The sequence below is a fragment of the Acidibrevibacterium fodinaquatile genome, from assembly GCF_003352165.1.
In the GTDB taxonomy this organism is placed as follows: Bacteria; Pseudomonadota; Alphaproteobacteria; order Acetobacterales; family Acetobacteraceae; genus Acidibrevibacterium; species Acidibrevibacterium fodinaquatile.
The window spans coordinates 247,347-267,939 of record NZ_CP029176.1; the positions used below are offsets into that span (position 1 = coordinate 247,347).

The 20,593-nt window shown below is 67.4% G+C and carries 20 protein-coding genes; all 20 read left to right on the plus strand.

Features of this window, described 5'->3' with window-relative positions:
* Positions 1-75 precede the first annotated feature (75 nt).
* The 20 genes from DEF76_RS01140 to ftsH all read left to right on the plus strand — a co-directional run bounded on the left by DEF76_RS01140 (position 76) and on the right by ftsH (position 20,585).
* A complete protein-coding gene (locus DEF76_RS01140) occupies positions 76-1,401 on the plus strand; it encodes a dihydroorotase (RefSeq protein ID WP_114910758.1) in 1,326 nt (441 codons plus the stop codon).
* A gap of 25 nt (positions 1,402-1,426) precedes the next feature.
* Positions 1,427-2,185, plus strand: coding sequence for a hypothetical protein (locus DEF76_RS01145; RefSeq protein ID WP_114910759.1), 759 nt, complete (start codon positions 1,427-1,429; stop codon positions 2,183-2,185).
* A gap of 152 nt (positions 2,186-2,337) precedes the next feature.
* Positions 2,338-4,041, plus strand: a complete 1,704-nt coding sequence (locus DEF76_RS01150; protein WP_114913576.1) for a methyl-accepting chemotaxis protein — start codon at positions 2,338-2,340, stop codon at positions 4,039-4,041.
* Between the two features lie 272 nt (positions 4,042-4,313).
* Positions 4,314-5,198: a metal ABC transporter solute-binding protein, Zn/Mn family gene (locus DEF76_RS01155; protein ID WP_205216066.1), complete on the plus strand. Its 885-nt coding sequence runs from the start codon at positions 4,314-4,316 to the stop codon at positions 5,196-5,198.
* Positions 5,195-6,010 (plus strand): metal ABC transporter ATP-binding protein, encoded by an 816-nt coding sequence (locus DEF76_RS01160; RefSeq protein ID WP_114910760.1) that lies wholly within the window; start codon positions 5,195-5,197, stop codon positions 6,008-6,010. Before DEF76_RS01155 ends, DEF76_RS01160 begins: the two co-directional genes overlap by 4 nt.
* Entirely contained in the window at positions 6,003-6,812 is an 810-nt protein-coding gene (locus tag DEF76_RS01165; RefSeq protein ID WP_114910761.1) for a metal ABC transporter permease, read from the plus strand. The genes DEF76_RS01160 and DEF76_RS01165 overlap by 8 nt, the downstream gene beginning before the upstream one ends.
* Before the next feature lie 93 nt (positions 6,813-6,905).
* Positions 6,906-8,060: an MFS transporter gene (locus DEF76_RS01170; RefSeq protein ID WP_162800427.1), complete on the plus strand. Its 1,155-nt coding sequence runs from the start codon at positions 6,906-6,908 to the stop codon at positions 8,058-8,060.
* A gap of 158 nt (positions 8,061-8,218) precedes the next feature.
* The gene (locus DEF76_RS01175; protein ID WP_114910763.1) at positions 8,219-8,968 is read left to right on the plus strand and encodes a YebC/PmpR family DNA-binding transcriptional regulator; all 750 of its coding nucleotides are present in this window, start codon (positions 8,219-8,221) and stop codon (positions 8,966-8,968) included.
* Positions 8,968-9,465, plus strand: a complete 498-nt coding sequence (gene ruvC / locus DEF76_RS01180; protein ID WP_114910764.1) for a crossover junction endodeoxyribonuclease RuvC — start codon at positions 8,968-8,970, stop codon at positions 9,463-9,465. Before DEF76_RS01175 ends, ruvC begins: the two co-directional genes overlap by 1 nt.
* A complete protein-coding gene (ruvA, locus tag DEF76_RS01185) occupies positions 9,462-10,058 on the plus strand; it encodes a Holliday junction branch migration protein RuvA (RefSeq protein ID WP_114910765.1) in 597 nt (198 codons plus the stop codon). The genes ruvC and ruvA overlap by 4 nt, the downstream gene beginning before the upstream one ends.
* Positions 10,059-10,065: 7 nt before the next feature.
* Positions 10,066-11,118 carry a Holliday junction branch migration DNA helicase RuvB gene (gene ruvB, locus DEF76_RS01190; RefSeq protein WP_114913578.1) on the plus strand — a complete coding sequence of 351 codons (1,053 nt, stop codon included), beginning with the start codon at positions 10,066-10,068 and terminating at the stop codon, positions 11,116-11,118.
* A gap of 17 nt (positions 11,119-11,135) precedes the next feature.
* Entirely contained in the window at positions 11,136-11,558 is a 423-nt protein-coding gene (gene ybgC, locus DEF76_RS01195; protein ID WP_240319071.1) for a tol-pal system-associated acyl-CoA thioesterase, read from the plus strand.
* A 32-nt stretch (positions 11,559-11,590) separates the two neighbouring features.
* Complete coding sequence (gene tolQ / locus DEF76_RS01200) at positions 11,591-12,307, plus strand: protein TolQ (RefSeq protein WP_114910767.1); 717 nt, start codon at positions 11,591-11,593, stop codon at positions 12,305-12,307.
* Between the two features lie 2 nt (positions 12,308-12,309).
* On the plus strand, positions 12,310-12,816 hold the full coding sequence (tolR, locus tag DEF76_RS01205; RefSeq protein WP_114910768.1) for a protein TolR: 507 nt from the start codon (positions 12,310-12,312) through the stop codon (positions 12,814-12,816).
* 35 nt (positions 12,817-12,851) lie between these two features.
* Positions 12,852-13,820 carry a hypothetical protein gene (locus DEF76_RS19170; protein WP_162800428.1) on the plus strand — a complete coding sequence of 323 codons (969 nt, stop codon included), beginning with the start codon at positions 12,852-12,854 and terminating at the stop codon, positions 13,818-13,820.
* Between the two features lie 35 nt (positions 13,821-13,855).
* Complete coding sequence (gene tolB / locus DEF76_RS01220; RefSeq protein WP_114910770.1) at positions 13,856-15,262, plus strand: Tol-Pal system beta propeller repeat protein TolB; 1,407 nt, start codon at positions 13,856-13,858, stop codon at positions 15,260-15,262.
* Between the two features lie 181 nt (positions 15,263-15,443).
* Positions 15,444-15,920: a peptidoglycan-associated lipoprotein Pal gene (gene pal, locus DEF76_RS01225; RefSeq protein WP_114910771.1), complete on the plus strand. Its 477-nt coding sequence runs from the start codon at positions 15,444-15,446 to the stop codon at positions 15,918-15,920.
* 309 nt (positions 15,921-16,229) lie between these two features.
* Complete coding sequence (locus tag DEF76_RS01230; protein ID WP_162800429.1) at positions 16,230-17,201, plus strand: tol-pal system YbgF family protein; 972 nt, start codon at positions 16,230-16,232, stop codon at positions 17,199-17,201.
* Positions 17,158-18,459 carry a tRNA lysidine(34) synthetase TilS gene (tilS, locus tag DEF76_RS01235; RefSeq protein WP_240319072.1) on the plus strand — a complete coding sequence of 434 codons (1,302 nt, stop codon included), beginning with the start codon at positions 17,158-17,160 and terminating at the stop codon, positions 18,457-18,459. Before DEF76_RS01230 ends, tilS begins: the two co-directional genes overlap by 44 nt.
* A gap of 197 nt (positions 18,460-18,656) precedes the next feature.
* Positions 18,657-20,585 (plus strand): ATP-dependent zinc metalloprotease FtsH, encoded by a 1,929-nt coding sequence (gene ftsH / locus DEF76_RS01240; RefSeq protein WP_114910773.1) that lies wholly within the window; start codon positions 18,657-18,659, stop codon positions 20,583-20,585.
* Positions 20,586-20,593: the final 8 nt, after the last annotated feature.

The window sequence follows — 20,593 nt, forward strand, 5'->3', positions numbered from 1 at the left end:
CTTTTTGCTTCTTTTTCTTCAGAAAAAGAAGTTTTTTTCTAACGCGACACGCTATCCTTTGATAAGGACGCCCCGATGTCAGAAACCTACGACCTCATCATCGAAAACGGCATCTGCGCCTTGCCTTGGGGGCTCGAGGAAACCTCGATCGGCGTCCGCGATGGCCGCATCGTCGCCCTTGGCGTCTCGGCGAGCGCGCGTGCGCCCACGCGGATCGAGGCGCGCGGGCTGCACGTGCTCCCCGGCCTCATCGATGCCCATGTGCATCTGCGCGATCCCGGCGATGCCAGCGTCGAGTCTATCCCGACCGGCACCCGAGCCGCTCTTCTCGGCGGCTTGACGGCGGTTTTCGACATGCCGAACACCGCGCCGCCAGTGGTGGACGCCGAGCGCCTCGCCTGGAAACAGGCTTACATCGAGGGCGCGGCCTATTGCGACATGGGGATCTATGTCGGCGCGACACGGGAGAACATCCCCGCGCTCGCCAATCTCGAGGCCGGGCGCGGGGTCTGTGCCATCAAAGTCTTTGCCGCGAGCAGCACCGGCGATCTGTTGATCGAGGATGACGCGACGCTGGCCCGCGTCATGCGCGCCGGGCGGCGCCGGATCGCCTATCACAGCGAGGACGAATATCGCCTCCGCGAACGCCGGGCGCTGTTTGCCGCCGGCGAGCCCTACGCCCGCCACGCCGAATGGCGCGATCCCGAGACCGCGTTTCTCGGCACGCGGCGGCTGATGGCGCTGGCGCGCGAAACCGGCCGGCCGGCGCATCTCGTGCATGTCTCAACGGCGGAGGAATTCGCCTATCTCGGCGCGTTTCGCGACATCACGACCGTCGAGGTGCTGGTCAATCATCTGACGCAAGTGGCGCCAGACTGTTATGAGCGGCTCGGCGCCTATGCCGTCATGAACCCGCCGCTTCGCGAGGCGCGCCATGTCGAGGCGGCGTGGCGCGCGGTGCGCGACGGGCTGGTGGACAGCGTCGGCTCCGATCACGCGCCGCACAGCCGGGCGGCGAAGGCGCGGCCCTGGCCGGAGACGGCGGCGGGGCTGACCGGCGTCCAAACCCTGGTGCCGCTGATGCTCGATCACGTGCATCATGGCCGGCTTTCGCTGTTGCGCCTCGTCGATCTGCTCGCCGCCGGCCCGGCGCGCGTCTTCGGCGCGGTCGGGAAGGGGCGGATCGCCGCCGGCTATGATGCTGATTTCACGCTGGTCGATCTCGGCGCGCGCCGGCGGATCGAGAACGCCAAGATGGCAACCCCCTGTGGCTGGACCCCGTTTGACGGTATGACCGTCACCGGCTGGCCGGTGATGACCGTGCTGCGTGGCGAGGTCGCAATGCGCGATGACGAGGTGTTGGGGGCGCCGCGCGGGCGGCTGGTGCGGTTTTTCTCGTGAGGGTGGGCGTCGGGGAGGGGCGGTTGTGACGCAGGTGGCACAGTTTGGGCAGGTTTCCGCCCCACGCCTGGTGATTACGCTCGGGCTCTATGGCAGCGCTTCGACCTGGCTTTTTAATGTCGTGCGTGAGACGCTGAACGCCGCTCATGGGGTGGAGCGGGTCTGCGCCTATTATGCCGACGCGATCGCGCTCATTCTTCAGGATGGCGCGATCCCTGGCCGGCATGTCGTCGTCAAGATGCATGTCGGGGATGACTCGCTGCCGGCTTTCGTCTATCTCGCCCAACCGCTCCTGCTGCTCAGCGTGCGCGACCCGCGCGATGCCGTGGTGTCGTTGATGGAGCGTTTCGACCAGGATTTCGACAAAGCGGCGTCGCGCGTCGTGCAAAGTGCCCGGCGCATTTTCCCGTTCGCGGCCGCAGGGCACCCCTATCTGCGCTATGAGGACAATTTCTTCGCGCGCCGCGAAACCCTCGACGCGATCGCCGCCCGGCTTGGTGTCGCGCTGGCGGACGCCACCAAGACGGCGATTTTCAGCCGTTATGAAACCAACGCGGTGCGAGATTTCGCAACGCATGTCGGCGAGCTGCCGAAGGACAGGCTGGATGGCGGCGAGGCTGACCTTTTCGATCGCGTGACGCATATTCATCGCGGCCATATCGGCGATGGCCTGATCGGCAAATGGCGCGAGCGCCTCTCGCCCGCGCAAAGTGCTGCGATCACGCAGGCGCTCGGCGATTTCATCGCGAATTTCGGCTATGGGCCTGGCGCTGCCGGTGTGTAGCTAGCCCGATCGGCGCCCCCTCCGGGCGCGCCCGATCATGAGCGCGGGGTTCGGTGCGCCACCGGCCGACGCGGGGACAAATAGCGAGTTACCATTGCTTTACCTTATTGCGGCACTATCGGGGCTGTTTGCACGTCTTCGAAGAGGTTCCGATGCCGTTTTCCCTTGCGTCGCTGCGCCAGCCACGGCTCTCCGTTCGCCAGCTCATGATCGTCGCGGCGTCGCTGGTTTCGCTCGCGATCATCGCCGGCCTCGCGATGGTCGAGCAGTATCACGACATGCTCGACGCCAAGATTGCCAAGCTCCGCGCGGTGACGGAGGAGGCGCTGTCGGTCGCCGCGGTCCTCGAAAAAAAGGTCGAGGCCGGGCAGTTGACGCGCGAGGAGGCGATCAAGCAATTTCGCGATACGGTGCGCCCGCTCCGCTTCGATAACGGCACCGGCTATATTTTCTCCTATGACATGAATGGCCTGACGATGATCCTCGGGCCAACCCCGGAACGCGAGGGGACCAATCTGTTCGAGGTGCGCGATCCCGAGGGATTTCCCTTCGTGCAGGAGGAAATCCGCGTCGCCAAGGCCGGCGGCGGCACGCTTTCCTATCATTATCCCAAGCCGGGGAGCAAAGTTGCGCTGCCGAAAATTAGCTATGTCGCGCCGTTTGCGCCGTGGAATCTCTATGCCGGCGCGGGGCTCTATACCGACGATCTGCGCGCGGCGCTGTGGTCGAAATTTCTTCGTTTCGGGGGGATCATTCTCGCCCTGTTCGCCGCCTCCAGCGTGATCGCCTGGCTGGTTGCGCGCAGCATCACGCGGCCGCTTTCGCGCTTGCAGCAACGCATGATCGATCTCACCAAGGGGGATCTCGGCGCCGAAATCCCCGGCCATGACCGCGGTGACGAAATCGGCGAAATGGCTCGCGCGGTCGAAGTATTCCGCCAGAACGCGATCGAGCGGGCGGAACTCCGTGCCGAACAGGAGCGGCAGGCTAAGCGGGCGTCTGAGGAGCGGCGTTTGGCGCGGCTCGAACTCGCCGATGGGTTCGAGCGGAGCGCCGGCGCGATCGTCGCCGCCGTCGCCGGTGCCGCGACGACGATGCAGAACACCGCGCGCGGTATGACCGGCATCGCCGAGGATGCCTCGGCGCAGACCGCGAAAGTCGCCCAGGCGGCGGGCGAGGCGAGCCGCAATGTCCAGACCGTCGCCGCCGCCACCGAGGAATTGAGCGCCTCGATCGGCGAGATCAACCAGCTCGTCAGCCGTTCCGCCGAAACCGCCGCGCGTGGCGTTGCCGAGGCGCGGCGCACCGACGAGACGGTCAAAAGCCTCGCCGAAGGGGCGCAGAAAATCGGCGATGTGATCATGCTGATCCAGACCATCGCGGCGCAGACCAATCTCCTTGCGCTGAATGCGACCATCGAGGCAGCGCGCGCCGGCGACGCTGGCAAGGGCTTCGCCGTCGTTGCCTCGGAGGTGAAAAATCTCGCCAACCAGACCGCGCGCGCGACCGAGGAGATCGCCGGTCAGATCGCGACCATCCAGGGGGCGACCAGCCAGGCGGTTGCCGCCATCGCCACGATCGGGGAGATGATCGGGCAGATGAACGAGGCGACGACCAGCATCGCCGCCGCGATCGAGGAGCAGGGGGCGGCCACGCGCGAAATCGCCGGCAATGTCGGCCAGGCGGCGCACGGCACCGAAATCGTCTCGACCACCATCACCACCGTCGCCCGCACCTCTTCAGAGGCCGGCAACGCCGCCGGCGAGGTGTTGCAGGCGGCCGGCGAACTCTCCACCCAATCGGCGAAACTCCGCGGCGAAATCGACAATTTCCTCGCGACCCTCCGCGCCGCCTGAGTGGCGTTTCATACCAGCCAGCCGAAAGAATGACACGTCGCTTGAAGACGGTTGGCTGGTATCTTTTTGATGTTGCGCGCAGCCGCCACACCAACCCTGCGCGCATACCGGTCAGCGATTTCGCTGACCGGTATCGCACCGCATCGCGTGAGCCCCGCCCGTCCCAGGGCGGGGTTTTTGCCGTCGGCAGGGCTGAAAACCGGGGATTGCCGGCCAAAAAGAAACGTTATAATGTTTCGTTTTGGCCCCTCATGCTCCAGGAAACCTCGCTCATGCCGCGTTTTCGTCTGCGCCCCTTCGGCTTTGTCGCCGGCGTTGGTCTTGCCGCATGCCTTGCCTCCGCCGCCGAGGCTGGCGCCCTCGGGGTGGTTGCCGCCGAGAATTTTTATGGCGATGTTGCCCGCCAGATCGGCGGTGCCGCCGTCTCGGTCACCAGCATTCTCGAAAATCCCAACCAGGATCCGCATCTCTTTGAGGCCAGCCCCTCGGTCGCGCGGGCGGTCGCGGCCGCCAAAATTGTCGTCTATAGCGGCATCGACTATGATCCGTGGATGGAAAAGCTGCTCGCCGCATCGCCGCGAGAGCGCAGCGTCATCGTTGTTGCCGCGCTGATCGGGCGCAAGACTGGCGACAATCCGCATATCTGGTATGATCCCGCGACCATGCGCCTGTTCGCCGAGCGTTTCGCCGCCGTCCTCAGCGATGCCGACCCGGCCGACAAGGCCGAGTTCGCCGCCAATCTGGCGCGGTTCGAAGGCTCGCTCGCGCCGATCGAGGCCAAGATCACCGCCCTTCGCGCCCGCCTTGCGGGGACGCCGGTCGCCGCCACCGAGCCTGTCTTCGGCGAGATGTTCGCGCGGCTCGGCATGGTGGTCCGCGATATGGCGTTCCAGATGGCGGTGATGAACGACACGGAACCCGCGGCCAAGGATGTCGCCGCGTTCGAGAACGATCTCCGCCAGCATCGCGTTCGTCTGCTCGTCTATAACGCGCAGGCGAGCGATCCGGCGGCCGAGAAGATGGAAAAGATCGCCCATGCGGCGGGCGTGCCGGTTGTCGGCGCGAGCGAGACCGAGCCGCCGGGGGAGGATTATCAGCATTGGATGGCGGCGGAACTCGATGCCGTTGATCGCGCCCTGCCTGCGTCGCATCCTTGAGCCTCCTCGCCTTTCATAACGTCACCTTGGCGTTCGGCGGGCGGGAGGTGTTGCGCGGCATCGATCTTACGATCGAGGCGGGGGAGTTCGTCGGCCTGCTTGGCCCCAATGGCGCCGGGAAGACGACGCTGCTGCGCGCCGCCCTTGGCCTTCTTGCGCCGCGCACGGGTGAGGTTCGCGTGTTCGGCGCGCCGGCGCGGCGGGGCAATCCGGCGATCGGCACCATTCCGCAAAGCCGCGCTTTTCCCGGCGCGATGCGGCTTTCGGGCTATGATCTGGTCGCGGGCGTGGTGCGCGGCCATCGCCTGGGCCTGCCCATCCTCGGCCGCGACGGGCGGCGCGAGGTCGCGGCGGCGCTCGAGCGGGTCGGGGCGAGCGCTTTGGCGCGGCGCCCGCTCGGCGAACTCTCGGGCGGCGAGCGGCAGCGCCTGCTGCTCGCGCAGGCGCTGATCGGCGAGCCGCGTTTGCTGCTTCTCGACGAGCCGCTGATCAATCTCGACCCGCGGCATCAGCACGAAATCGTCACCCTGGTGCGTGACGTTCAGCGCGAGCGTGGCCTCACGGTGATTTTCACCACGCACGAGATCAACCCGCTGCTCGGCGTGCTCGATCGGGTGCTCTATCTCGGGGGCGGCGCGGCGGCGCTGGGGCCGGTCGAGGCGGTGATCACCGGCCCTGTCTTGTCGCGCCTTTATAACGCGCCGATCGAGGTGGTGCGGCTCGGTGGGCGCATTTTCGTTTTCTCCGGCGCGGCCGAACTCGAAGCCAACGCCCATCGCCACGACGACGGCGGGCATTCTCACGATGCTTGACTATGAGTTCATGCGCAACGCCTTCGCCGCTGCCGGCATCGTCGCCATCACGGCGGGGATCATCGGATATTTCCTGGTGCTGCGTGGCCAGAGTTTCGCCGGCCACGCATTGTCCCATGTCGGTTTCACCGGCGCGACCGGCGCGGCCCTGCTCGGGATCGCGCCGCTTGCCGGGTTGATCGCGGCGACCTTGCTGGCCGGGCTCGGGATGGGGGTGCTCGGGGTTGATCGTGCCAGCCGCGATGTCGCGATCGGCATGGTGCTCGCCTTCGCGCTCGGGCTCGGGATGCTGTTTCTGCATTTTTTCACGTCCTATGCGACCGTCGCGACCGCGCTGCTGTTCGGCAATGTGCTGGCGGTGGAACGGGAGACGATCCTGCTGCTCGCCGCCCTCGGCGCTGGCGCGCTCGCAACCCTCGCGGTGATTTCGCGCCCGCTTTTGTTTGCCAGCCTGCAGCCCGAACTCGCCGAGGCCAAGGGGGTTTCGCTGCGGCTCTATGCGGTTCTCTTTCTCGCCATCGTCGCCATCGCGACCGCGCTGGCGGCGGAGGTGGTCGGCGTGTTGCTGGTGTTTACTTTGTTGGTCGGCCCGGCGGCGGCGGCGATGCCGGTGACCCGCCATGTCGCGACCGGGGTCGCGCTGGCCGCGACATTGGCGCTCGCTGAGGCCTGGGGCGGCCTCGTGCTCGCGTATTATACGGATTGGCCGGCGAGCTTCGCGATCACCCTGCTCAGCGCCGCTTTTTATGCCCTCGCCCATCTCGGTCCCGGGGCTCTGGCGCGGCTTCGCGCGCGGCGCTAATAAAGGGCAAGACATCTGTCGTTTCACCCGACCCAGACCCGACCGTGGGCGTGGCCGGGGCTGACGGCGGGGCAAAACGGGTGGGAAGCCGGCGTGACGACATTCCAGCAACGCCGCCTTGGCGTCATGGCGGCCGGCTTCGGCACTTTCATCAATCTTTATACCACCCAGGCCATTCTCGCCGTTCTTGCTGGCGCCTATGGTGTGCCGCTCGCCGAAACCGGCCTCACGGTCACCGCGCCACTGGCCGCGGTTGCGATCGTCGCCCCGTTCGTCGGCTCGATTTCGGATCGGCTGGGGCGCAAGCGCCTGATCGTTGGCGCTGGCTTTCTCATTGCCGTGCCGACGCTCGCCATCGCCTTCGCGCCGAGTTTCGCCGCCCTGCTCGCCTTCCGCTTCGCGCAAGGGCTGCTATTGCCGTTCATTTTCGCGGTGACGATCGCCTATATCGGCGATGAGGTGACGGATGCGGAGAATATCAGCCTTGCTGGCAATTATTCGATCGGCACTATTCTCGGCGGATTTTGTGGCCGCCTCGTCGCCGGCTACAGCGCGGCGTTGATCGGCTGGCGGGCCGGATTCATCTTTCTTGGAACCCTCACCGCGGCGGCGGCGCTGATCGTCATGCTATGCCTGCCCCCCGAGCAGCGTTTCCGCCCGCAACGCGGCGTTCGCGCCGCGCTTGAGGGGTTTGCCGCTCATCTCGTCAACCCGCGGCTGATCGCGACCTATGCCGCCGGTTTCGCGGTGCTGTTTTCGATCGTGGCGACCTTCACCTTCGTCAATTTCCTCTTGGCGGCGCCGCCTTATCGGCTCGGCCCGGCAGAACTCAGCAATGTCTTCGCGACCTATCTGGTCGCGCTCGTCTCGACGCCGCTCGCAACGAGGCTCGCCATTCGCTTCGGCCGGCGTGTGACCCTTACACTCGCGGCGCTGAGCGGGATCGCCGGGCTTTTGCTGACGCTCGCGGCGCCGCTCGGCTGGGTCGTCGCGGGGCTTGCGCTCGGGGTTGGCGGGATGTTCATCGAGCAGGTGATGGCGCTCGGCTTTATCGGCACGGTGGCGGCGCGGGCGAAATCCACCGCGGTCGGGCTCTATGTTACTTTCTATTATATCGGCGGCAGCCTCGGCGGCCTGCTCCCCGCCGGCATTTGGCATGCGGCTGGCTGGCCGGGGTGCGTTGCCCTCGTCGCCACGGTTCAGCTCGTGATGTTGGCGATCGCGCTGCCCTTTTGGCGCCCAGCCTGAAAACACTCTCCCAAGAAAAAGTTTTTTGGTTCTTTTTTTCAAAAAAGAACCGCTTTCTTCCCCTCTTGCTTCCTCCCTTTCCCGAGGGGGCATTTCCCGCGCTCGCCCCGGCTGCTAAAACGCCCCGCATTCGCGGAGGCTAAGGCAAAGGCGCGGCGATGGCTGGACATTCCCAATTCAAGAACATCATGCACCGCAAGGGGGCGCAGGATGCCCGCAAGGCGCGGCAATTCGCGAAGCTCATTCGCGAAATCACCGTCTCCGCCCGCGCCGGCCTGCCTGACCCTGCTGCCAATCCGCGTCTGCGCGCTGCCTGTGCCGCGGCGCGCGAGGCCAATATGCCGCGCGATACCATCGAGCGGGCGATCAAAAAGGCCAGTGGCACCACCGGCGGCGAGGATTTCGTCGAAATCCGCTATGAGGGTTACGGCCCGGCCGGGGTTGCGGTGATCGTCGAGGCGCTGACCGACAACCGCAACCGCACCGCGTCTGACATCCGCTCGGCGTTTGCCAAACACGGCGGCGCCCTTGGCGAGACCAACTCGGTTTCGTTCCTGTTCACCCGGAGCGGCGTCGTGCGCTATCCGAGGCGCGTCGCTGATGACGACACGATGCTGGAGGCGGCGATCGAGGCGGGGGCGGAGAATGTCGTGAGCGATGACGAGGGCCATGAGGTCACCACCGGGGTCGAGGATTTCTTTGCCGTCCGTGACGCGCTCGAGGCCCGCTTCGGCCCGCCCGAGACGGCGCGGATCGAGTGGCGGCCGGGAACCCTGGTTACGCTGGACGAGGAAAAAGCGGCGAGCGTGCTCAAATTGCTCGACGCCCTGGAGGAGAGCGACGACGTGCAGAACGTCTACGCCAATTTCGACATTCCCGAGATGGTGATGCGGAAGCTTTCGGCCTGATGATCCGTGTCCTCGGCCTCGATCCTGGGCTGCGCTTCACCGGCTGGGGGGTGATCGGGCAGGAGGGCAGCCGGCTCATCCATCTCGCCGACGGGGTCATCGCGACCGCGGCCGAGGCGCCGGTTGCGACGCGGCTCTGTGCGCTGCACGCGGCGCTCGCCGCTTTGATCGCGGCGCATCGGCCGGAGGAGGCAGCGGTCGAGGAGACCTATGTCAACCGCAACGGCCAGGCGACGCTGAAGCTCGGCTATGCCCGCGGGGTCGCGTTGCTCGCGCCGGCCCTGGCCGGGATCGCGGTCGCCGAATATGGCGCGAAGACGGTCAAGCGTTCGGTGGTCGGGACCGGCGGGGCGAGCAAGGAGCAGGTGGCGATGATGGTGCGCCGGCTGTTGCCGGGGGCAACCCTGTCCCGGCTCGATGCCGCCGATGCGCTGGCGGTCGCGATCTGCCACGCCCATCACCGCGCGAGCCGCCTTGCCTGGGCGCAAGCCTCGTGATCGCGCGGCTCAGGGGCCAGGTGGTGCAGCGCGGCGCCGATCATTGCGTCATCGATGTCGGCGGTGTCGGCTATCTCGTCCACGCGAGTGCGCCGACGCTCGCCGCCCTGCCGGCGCCGCCTGCGGTCGCGACGCTGTTGATCGAAACCCATCTGCGCGAGGACGCGCTGCTGCTTTACGGTTTTGCCGCGCCCGCCGAGCGGGACTGGTTTCGCCTCCTGACCACTGTCCAGGGCGTCGGGGCCAAGGTCGCGCTCGCCATTCTCGCGACCTTGCCGCCTGGCGCGCTTGCCGCTGCCATCGCCGCCGGCGATCGCGCGGCGTTGACCCGTGCGCCGGGGGTCGGCGCCAAGCTCGCGGCGCGGCTTCTGACCGAACTGCGCGAGCGTGCCGGCGCGATGTCGGCGGCGGAAGGGGTGGCGGCGCGGCCCCTCGGCGAGGGGGCGGCAGAGGATGCGCTGTCGGCGCTGCTCAATCTCGGCTACCGGCGCCCGGACGCGCAAGCGGCGGTGGCGCGCGCGGCGGAGGAACTCGGCGCCGGCGCCGGGCTTGACGCCTTGATCCGCGCGAGTCTGCGGCTGCTTGCGCGATGAAAAGGCGATGAGCGAAGACCCCCCCCTGCTGTCACCAAAGCGCGCGCCCGAGGACGCCGCCGAGGCCAGCTTGCGGCCGCAGTCGCTTGCCGAATTCGTCGGCCAGAAGACCAGCCGGGAGAATCTCGCGGTTTTCATCGCTGCCGCCCGCGCCCGTGGCGAGGCGCTCGATCACGTGCTGCTGCATGGGCCGCCGGGGCTCGGCAAGACGACGCTCGCGCAGATCGTCGCGCGCGAACTCGGGGTTGGGTTTCGCGCGACCTCGGGCCCCGTCATCCAACGCGCCGGCGACCTCGCCGCGATTCTCACCAATCTGCAGCCGCGCGATGTGCTGTTCATCGACGAAATCCACCGTCTCCAGCCGGCGATCGAGGAGGTTCTCTACCCGGCGATGGAGGATTTTCAGCTCGATCTGATCATCGGCGAGGGGCCGGCGGCGCGCAGCGTGCGCATCGATCTCGCCCCCTTCACCCTGGTCGCCGCGACGACGCGGGCCGGGCTGCTTGCGACCCCCTTGCGGGATCGTTTCGGGATTCCGCTGCGGCTGGTGTTCTATACGCCCGAGGAGTTGGAGCGAATCGTCGCGCGCGCCGCCGCGCGCCTCGGTATGCGGCTCGACGCCGCGGGGGCGGCGGAGATCGCGCGCCGGTCCCGCGGCACGCCGCGCGTTGCCGGGAGGCTCTTGCGCCGGCTGCGCGATTTCGCCGCCGTCGACGGGATCGACCCGATCGACCGCGCCGCAACCGATGCCGCGCTCACCCGGCTCGATGTCGACCCTCTCGGGCTTGACGCGATGGACCGCCGCTATCTCCGCCGCATCGCCGAGCATCACGCTGGCGGGCCGGTCGGGGTGGAGACGCTGGCGGCAGCGCTCGCCGAGGCGCGCGATACCCTCGAAGACGTGATCGAGCCCTATCTCATCCAGGAAGGCTTGGTCCTGCGCACCGCGCGCGGGCGGGTGCTCGGGCGCCCGGGCTGGCAGCATCTCGGCCTTGTGCCACCGCCGCCGCCCGCCCAGCCTGATCTCCTGACGCCGGAGGGGTTGGCCGAAGATGAATGAAATTTCGGAATAACGTCATGTTTGCGGGCAAAAAACATCGCTATGAGGTAAGGGTCTATTTCGAGGATACCGACGCCGGCGGCATCGTCTATCATGCGACCTATCTCCGCTTCGCCGAGCGGGCGCGGAGCGAGTGTCTGCGTGACCTTGGCATCGCGCATGCGGAGTTGGTGGCCCGGCATGGCATCTTCTTCGTGGTGCGGCGAGCGAAACTGGACTATCTGCGTCCGGCACGGCTCGATGACCTGCTCGTCGTCGAAACCGAGGTGCTGTCGGTGGGGGGAGCCTCGGCGTCTTTACGCCAGAGCTTCTATCGCCGGGGCGAGACGGCGGCGCTGGTTCTGCTGACGGTTGCGTTGGCGTCGGTTGGCTGCGGCGATCAGCGTCCTGCCCGCCTGCCGGCGGCGTGGCGGACGCCGTTGGCGGCGTTGGTTGAGTGATAAGGGCTGGACAATATCAGGGAGTGGGTTGAGTGGATCGGGCAGTGGATGCCGCCAATCTGGCGGCGGCGGGAGCGGATCTGTCGCTCTGGGGCCTCTTCATGCAGGCCGATATCATCGTCAAATTCGTCATGCTGCTGCTGCTCGCGGCCAGCGTCTGGGTATGGGCGATCGTGTTCGAGAAATTTATGGCGTTGCGCCGCGTCAACCGCGCCGCCGACCGATTCGAGGACCGTTTCTGGTCGGGCGGCAGCCTCGATGAATTGTTCGAGCAGGAGGGCGCGAAGCCAACCAATCCGATCGCCGCGGTGTTCGGCGCGGCGATGGCGGAATGGCGGCGAAGCTTGCGCATCGCCGGCGCCGACGTCGCCCGCTCGGGGGTGCGCGAGCGGGTCGATCGGGCGATGACCGTCACCATCCAGCGCGAGATGGAGCGGCTCGAACGCTGGATGATCTTCCTCGCCTCGGTGGGCTCGACGGCGCCGTTCATCGGTCTTTTCGGCACCGTCTGGGGCATCATGCACAGCTTTTCGGCGATCGCCGCGATGCACAACACCAATCTCTCGGTGGTCGCCCCCGGCATCGCCGAGGCCTTGTTCGCGACCGCGATCGGTCTCGTCGCGGCGATCCCGGCGGTGCTCGCCTATAACAAAATCAGCACCGATCTCGCCCGCTTCGCATCCCGCCTCGAAGGGTTCGGGGCGGAGTTCGGCGCCATCCTCTCGCGCCAGTCCGAGGAGCGCGCCTGAGCATGGCCGCTTTCATCGCTGGCAACGGCAAGGGGCGCGGCCGCTACCGCCCGCTCGCCGAGATCAACGTGACGCCGCTGGTCGACGTCATGCTGGTGCTTTTGATCATTTTCATGGTGACGGCGCCGCTGATGACCTCGGGTGTCGATGTCGATCTGCCGAAGACCGACGCCAAACCCTTGAACAGCGATAGCCAGCCGCTCACCGTCACCATCAACGCCGAGGGGCATATCTATTTGCAGGACACCCAGGTCGAACTCCCCGATCTCGTCGCCAAGCTCGAGGCGGTTTCGCAAAACAACCCGGAGCGGCGGATTTTCGTCCGCGGCGACCGCGCGGTGAGCTATGGTCTGGTGATGCAGGTGATGGGCACCATCACCCAGGGCGGGTTCAGCAAGGTTGCCCTTCTTGCCGAGCAGCCCTCAGCGGCGCCGGCGAATGCCGGCTCGTCGGCGTCGCCGCCGGCGACATCGCCCAAAGCGCCGCCGGGCAAGCCTGGACGCGGCTGAGGCCGCGCCCCGCTTGCGGCCCGTTTCGGAAAAGCATGGAGTTCGAACTCAAACGCGGCGCGGCCATCTCGGCCGCTTTGCATGTGACGCTGGCGGCGCTGTTGCTGTTTGGTTTGCCGGCGCGTCGCCTGCCGGAAGAGCCCGAGGAGACCGCGGTCAGCATGGATTTCGTCGGCCCGGCGCAGCCGAGCCAGAAATCGACCGCCCCCGGCGAGGTGCCGGCGCCAGCGCCGATGCCTGAGGTGAAGGAGGCGCCACCGGCGCCAACCCCGCCCAAGCCGGCGCCGATCGAGGCGCCGCCGCCGCCCCCACCCCCGCCGCCACCGCCGCCGCCCTCTCCGGCGGCGACCGCGCCGGCACCGCCGAGCCCGCCCCTGCCGCCGCCACAGATCTCGCCCGAAGCCTTGCCCGAGACCGCGAAACCGCCGCCCGCGCCGCCGACACCGGCCCCGCCGCAGCCGCAAGCGGCGAGGGTGCAACCGCCGCTGCCGGTGCCGCCCTTGCCGGCGCCGCCGCCGCAAAGTGCGACCAGCCAACCCAATCCGACCAAGAACGTCGCCCCCGAGAGCGACGCCTTGGAGGCGACGCTCGAGAAGCTGCGGGCCTTGCAGAAGCAGACGACGCCGCCGAAGGCCCGCGCCAACCCGCAGGCTGGCGGCGCCCCGAAGGGTGGCGGCGCGCGCGAGGGGACGGATACCAGCGCCTTGACCGCCGATCAGCGTGCCTCGATCGGGGATCACGTGCGTGAATGCTGGACCTATGACCCCGGTGCCAAGGATGCCAGCCAGTTGCAGGTGCATCTGCAGGTCGTCACCGACGCCGAGGGCGTCGCGCGGGTCGCGCGGGTCGCCGGCAGCGATGTCGGCCGCATGAGCGACCCGGAATTCCGCGCCTTCGCCGAACGCGCGATTCGCGCCGTTCTCGATCCGCATTGCGCCAACCTGCCGCTGCCCAAAGACATGGTCGGCCAGTCGCGGACCCTCGATTTTCGCTTTAGTCCCTGATATCCGCTCGACATCCTGAGCGAGGAGCCAGATCCATGAACCTCATCGGCAGCGACTTTCTCCCCCCGCCCGCGCTCGGCCGGCGCGGCTTGATTGGCGCTGCGGCGGCGAGCGCCTGGGCGCTTCCCGCCGCCGCCCAGCAGCCACCTGCCGCGCCGGCGCCGGCCGGCAAGCCTGGGGCGCCGAGCGCGGTGATCGACGTCAACCGTGCCCGCGCCGCGCCCATCCCGATCGCCATTCCGAGCTTTTCCGGCGGGACCAGTGCCAACCCCAATCTCGGCCGTGACATGGCGGCGGTGGTGACCGCCGACCTCGCCAATTGCGGTCTCTTCAAGCCGCTCGATCCGGCGTCGTTCATCCAGGCCGCCGCCAGCATGGGCGACGTGCCGAAATGGAACGACTGGAAGGCGATCGGGGCGCAGGCGCTGGTCACCGGGCGGGTGCAATCGAGCGGCAGCCAGGTTCGCGTCGAATTCCGGCTCTGGGACGTCTTGCCCGAGCAGCAGATCCAAGGCACCGCCTATACCACCGGCGAGGCCAATTGGCGGCGGATCAGCCATATCATCGCCGATGTGATCTATTCCCGCCTGCTCGGCGAAAAAGGCTATTTCGACAGCCGGGTGATCTATATCTCCGGCACCGGGCCGCGCAATCGGCGCATCAAGCGCCTCGCCATCATGGACCAGGACGGCGCCAATAACCGGTTTCTTTCCGATGGCTCCTGGCTCGTCTTGACGCCGCGCTTTCATCCGACGCGCGACGAGATCGCTTTCATGAGTTATGCCAATAACCGCCCGCGGGTCTATATCTTCGATCTCGGCTCGGGCCGTCAGCGCATGCTCGGCGAATGGCGTGGGATGACCTTCGCGCCACGCTTCAGCCCCGACGGCAGCAAGGTCATTCTTTCGGAAACACGGGGAAGCGGCTCGAATATCTATGTCGTCGATCTCGATGGCGGGCGCGAGACACAGCTCACCAATTCCGGCGCGATCGACACCAGCCCCTGCTACAGCCCGGACGGCAGCCAGATCGTGTTCAATTCCGATCGCGGCGGTGACCAGCAGCTCTACATGATGAACGCCGACGGCTCCAATGTCCGGCGCATCAGCTTCGGCGCGGGCCGTTACGCAACGCCGGTTTGGTCGCCGCGTGGCGACCTCATCGCCTACACGCGGCTCGGCGGCGATAGCTGGAGCATCGGTGTCATGCATCCCGATGGCAGCGGTGAGCGGATTCTCTCGCAAGGCTTCGCCGTCGAGGGGCCGACTTTCTGCCCCAATGGGCGGGTGATCATGTTCTGGCGCGAGACCCCGGCGCGCGATTCGCGCGGCAATGGCTATTCGGCGCGGCTCGTCAGCGTCGATATCACCGGGTTTAACGAGCGCGTCGCGACCACCCCGACCGACGCCACCGACCCCGCCTGGTCGCCGCTCGGCGCCTGATTTTGCAACACAGGCATGAATTTCGTAGCTATAACGGGAAGATCGCTTGACCGCGATCGAAACGGTGGAGTATGCGGCATGAGTGTGTTCGCCGGGGTTGGTTTCGACCCTGGGGACATAAACATTGCGCCGCGAGGCACATAGGTAATCGCTAGGCACCCAGACCCAGGGACAGAAGACAATGAATATCAAAATTCTTGGCGCCTTTGCCGCCGTTGCGCTGCTGGCGGCCTGTAACCAGACTCCCACCCCGACCACGGCGTCCACCGGCGCTGGCGCGACCGCGCCGTCCGGCCCGGTGCCCGGCAGCGAGCAGGATCTCGTCCAGAATGTCGGTGACCGCGTGTTTTACGCCTTTGACAAGTCCAACCTGAGCGACGAAGCGAAGGCGACCCTTACCCGCCAGGCCGAGTGGCTGAAGAAATACCCGCAAGTGCAGGTGCAGCTCGCCGGCAATTGTGATGATCGCGGCACCGAGGAATACAACCTCGCCCTCGGCCAGCGCCGCGCCAACGCCGCGCGTGACTTCCTGGTCGCTCAGGGGATCGCCGCCTCGCGCATCACCACCATCAGCTACGGCAAGGATCGCCCGACCGCGATGGGGGATAACGAGCAGGCTTGGGCGCAAAACCGTAACGCCATCACCTCGGTTCGCTGAGTTCACCGCGCGTTGCTCATGCGGTGGTAACACCGGAGATGAGCGTTTTTCGAGGGCCTGGAACGTCATCCGGTCGACGATGAGTTGATCGGATGACGGTGCCGGTGTGGGGGCGGGAAGCCCGTCACGCCCCGAAAATCCGGGTGTTGGCAGGGTTGGGCCGACATGGTCCGAAGCCATGCCAGAAAAAGCCGGCGGCCTTGGGCCTGCCGGCTTTGTTTTTTGCCAGATTTTCGCGAGACGGTTTGATTTGACGGCCGGTTTATTTTAAATCCCGGACCCTTCCTGCAAGCAATGGGGGTAGTCGGCATGACGAGGCTTTGGCTGCGCGGCGCCTTCGCGGTCGGGCTCGCTTTCGCACCGGCTGCCGCCCACGCCCAAATGGAGAGCCGCGAGGCCATCCAATTGCAAAACGAGATTCTTGCGCTGCGCCACGATCTCGACGCGCTGCAGAAATCCGGCGGCACCGGCGGTTCCGCGCTCGGCAGCGCGAAACACGCCTCTCCCGCCGCCTCTGCCGCGAGCAGCGATATCCTGACCCAGCTCCTCGATCGCGTCAGTCTGCTCGAGGATCAGATGCGGCAATTGCGCGGCCAGGTCGATGAGCTGAACAACCAGATGGCGCGGCAGAACGCCGATCTCAACAAGAAGATCGATGATCTCGGCTTCCGCGTCGACACGCTCGAGGGCGGCAAGCATCCCGCCGCCACCGCACCGGCGGCGCGTGAGGAGGCAACGGACGACAAAATTCCGCCGAGCACGAGCCCGCCGCCGGCGCCGCTCGGCACCTTGCCGGTGCCGCCCACGACGCCGCCCGCCGCATCATCGCCGGCCGCGTCGCCCGCCACGTCGCCCGCCGTTGGGGCTGCCAAGGAGGGTGCGGCGAAACCGGCGAAACCGACCGCGGAATCCCTTTTGCAGGACGGCCGAAGCGCGTTCGTCCGCCACGACTATGCCAGCGCCGCGGATGCCGCCGAGCAGGTGCTGGCCCTCAAGGGCGGTGGGCATGCCGTCGATGCGCACTTCCTGCTCGGGGAGTCGCTCGCGGCGCAACATCAATATCAGAAGGCGGCATTGGCCTTCGATGACACCTACAAAGCCGCGCCGACCGGCCCGCACGCGCCGGAGGCCCTGCTCGGCCTCGCAGACTCCCTGACCGCGATCAACGCCAAGCCCGCCGCCTGCGCGACGCTCGCCAAATTCGCCAAGGAATTTCCCGCCGCGCGTCAGGGTTTGCGTGATCGCGCCCAGACCCTTCGCCAGCGTGCCGCCTGCGGCTGAACGCGCCGCGCCTCCGGTCGGGGAGGAGGAATTCGCCGCTTTGATGGCGCCGCTCGGGCCGTTTGGCGCGCCGCCGCGTCTTGCGCTCGCGGTGTCTGGCGGCGCCGACAGTATGGCCCTCGCCCTGCTCGCCGCGCGCTGGGCCGAGGCGCGTTGCGGCACGGTTTTCGCGGTGATCGTCGATCATGGCTTGCGCCCCGAATCGGCGGCCGAGGCGGCGCTGGCCGAGGCGCGGCTGGCCGGGCGCGGGATTGCCGCGCGCGTGATACGGCTCGAAGGGTTGGCGCCGGGGCCGGGCCTCGCCGCGCGGGCGCGGGCGGCGCGCTATGCGGCGCTGGTGGCGGCGGCGGCGGCCGGTGGGGCGGCCCATCTGTTGCTCGGCCATCACGCCGGCGATCAGGCGGAGACGCTCTTGATGCGGGCGCTTGCGGCGAGCGGCCCGGCCGGGCTCGCCGGAATGGCGGGCTGGTGCCTGGCTGCGGGCGGCGAGATCGCGTTGCTCCGGCCGCTGCTTACGGTGGCGCCGGCGCGGCTTCGCGCCAGTGTGCACGCCGCCGGGCTTGCGTGGGTCGAGGATCCCTCCAACGCCGATCCGCGGACGCTTCGCGCGCGTCTGCGCCCACTTGCCGCGATGCCGGCGCGAAGTGCGGGGCTGGCCGCTGCCGCCGCCGCCCGACGCGAGGCACGCGCCGCCGGCGATACCGCGATCGCCGCCGCTCTCGCCGCGCGGGCGGCGCTGTTTCCCGAAGGCTATGCCCTGCTCGCGCCCGGCGCGATCGCGCCGGAGGCGCTCGCGGCGCTGGTCCGGATGATCGGTGGTCGGCCCTATCCGCCGCCGCGGCGAGCGCTTGCCGGGCTTGCGGCGGCACCGCGCCCGGCGACACTCGCCGGCGTCCGCTTCTTGCCGGCGGGGCGGCATGGCACCGGGCGATTTCAGGGAGGCTTCCTCCTGGTGCGCGAGCCGGCGGCGCTGGCGCCGCCCGTCCCGGCGCGGCCAGGGGCGGTGTGGGACGGTCGGTTTCGCCTCGGCGCCATCCCGGTCGTGCCGGCGGCGGCGAGCTTCGGGGCGCTGGGTCCGGTCGGCCGCCGCCATTTCCCCGCCGCGCGCCCCCTGCCGGCGGCGGTTTTGCCCAGCCTCCCCGCGTTGCGGCTTGCCGAGCGGCTGATCGTGCCGCATCTTCTCTGGCCAGAAGCGGCGGTGGCGGCGCGGTATCCGGTGTTTTTCACGCCGCTCGCCGCGGCGGTCGAGGGAAATTGACGAGAATTGCGAAAATTGACGACATTGACCAAGCGTAAACCGGGCTGGGGTAGGATTGCGGGGATGAGGTGTCGATTGGGGATGCGAAACCCTCACCGGCACCTTATGTAATGGCGTGAAACCGACCCGGAACATGGCTCGCGCGGGGTCGGGGCGGCTAGGGCGGGTCAGGGTTTCGGCCTCAGGATCGGATCAGAATGAGCAATTTCGGACGTAATCTGGCGCTCTGGGTAGTCATCGCCCTGCTTTTGGTGGTGCTGTTCAACCTTTTTCAGCCCAATTCCGGGCGCCCGGCGGCGAACCAGGTCGCCTATTCCGACTTCATCGCCGACGTCAATGCCGGCCATGTCCGCGACGTGGTGATCCAGGGCCGCACCGTCACCGGCCAGCTCGCCGATGGCCGCGCATTCCAGACCTATACGCCGGAGGATCCGACCCTGGTCGGGCGCCTGACCGACAAAGGCGTGCGGGTGATCGCCAAGCCCGAGGATAGCGACGTCAACCCGCTCCTGCATTATCTGCTGTCGTGGTTCCCGATGCTGCTTCTGATCGGCGTGTGGGTCTTCTTCATGCGCCAGATGCAAGCCGGCGGCGGCCGCGCCATGGGGTTTGGCAAGTCGCGCGCGCGCTTGCTCACCGAAAAGCAGGGACGCGTCACCTTCGAGGATGTCGCCGGCATCGACGAGGCCAAGGACGAACTCCAGGAAATCGTCGAATTCCTCAAGGATCCGCAGAAATTCCAGCGCCTCGGCGGCAAGATCCCGAAGGGCTGCCTGCTCGTCGGCCCGCCCGGCACCGGCAAGACGCTGCTCGCCCGCGCCATCGCCGGCGAGGCCAACGTGCCGTTCTTCACCATCTCGGGCTCGGATTTCGTCGAGATGTTCGTCGGCGTCGGCGCCTCCCGGGTGCGCGACATGTTCGAGCAGGGCAAGAAGAACGCCCCCTGCATCATCTTCATCGACGAGATCGACGCGGTCGGCCGCCATCGCGGCGCCGGGCTCGGCGGCGGCAATGACGAGCGCGAGCAGACACTGAACCAGCTTCTCGTCGAGATGGACGGGTTCGAGTCGAACGAGGGCGTGATCCTGATCGCCGCGACCAACCGCCCCGATGTCCTCGATCCGGCGTTGCTCCGTCCCGGCCGTTTCGACCGCCAGGTGGTGGTGCCGAACCCCGACGTGAACGGGCGCGAGAAAATCTTGCGCGTTCATATGCGCAAAGTGCCGCTCGCGAGCGACGTCGATCCGCGTGTCATCGCGCGCGGCACGCCGGGTTTCTCCGGCGCCGATCTCGCCAATCTGGTCAATGAGGCGGCGTTGCTTGCCGCGCGCAACGGCCGCCGGGTGGTCGCGATGGCGGAGTTCGAAAACGCCAAGGACAAGGTGATGATGGGCGCCGAGCGGCGCAGCCTGGTGATGAGCGACGACGAGAAGCGCATGACCGCCTATCACGAGGGTGGCCACGCGCTGTGCGCGCTGCATCAGCCGGAATGTGATCCCGTCCACAAGGCGACGATCATTCCGCGCGGCCGCGCCCTCGGTCTCGTCATGAGCTTGCCGGAGGGCGATCGCTATTCCAAGAGCCGGTCGAAACTGCTCGCCGAACTCACCATGGCGATGGGCGGGCGCGCCGCCGAGGAAATCATCTTTGGCCCCGACAACGTCTCCAACGGCGCCGCCGGCGATATCAAGATGGCGACCAACCAGGCACGCCGCATGGTCACCGAATGGGGCATGAGCGACGCGCTCGGCATGATCGCCTATGGCGACAATAATCAGGAAGTGTTCCTCGGCTACTCGATGACCCAGCAGAAGAACATTTCCGAGGCGACGGCGCGCGCCATCGACGCCGAGATCAAGCGCATCATCGACAACGCCTATGCCAGCGCCAAGAAGATCCTCACCGATCATATCGACGAGCTGCACCGCCTGGCGCAGGGTTTGTTGGAATACGAGACCCTTTCCGGCGATGAGATCAGAACCGTGCTGCGCGGCGAGAAAGTGATCCGCAAGCTCGCCGATGAGCCGGCGGTGGATAGCCGCCGCGCCTCGGTGCCGACGACGGTGCGCCCAGTGCCGCCGGCAACGCCGCCCGGCGGCCTCGGCCCGGCACCGCTCCCCGGCTGACCGCGCGC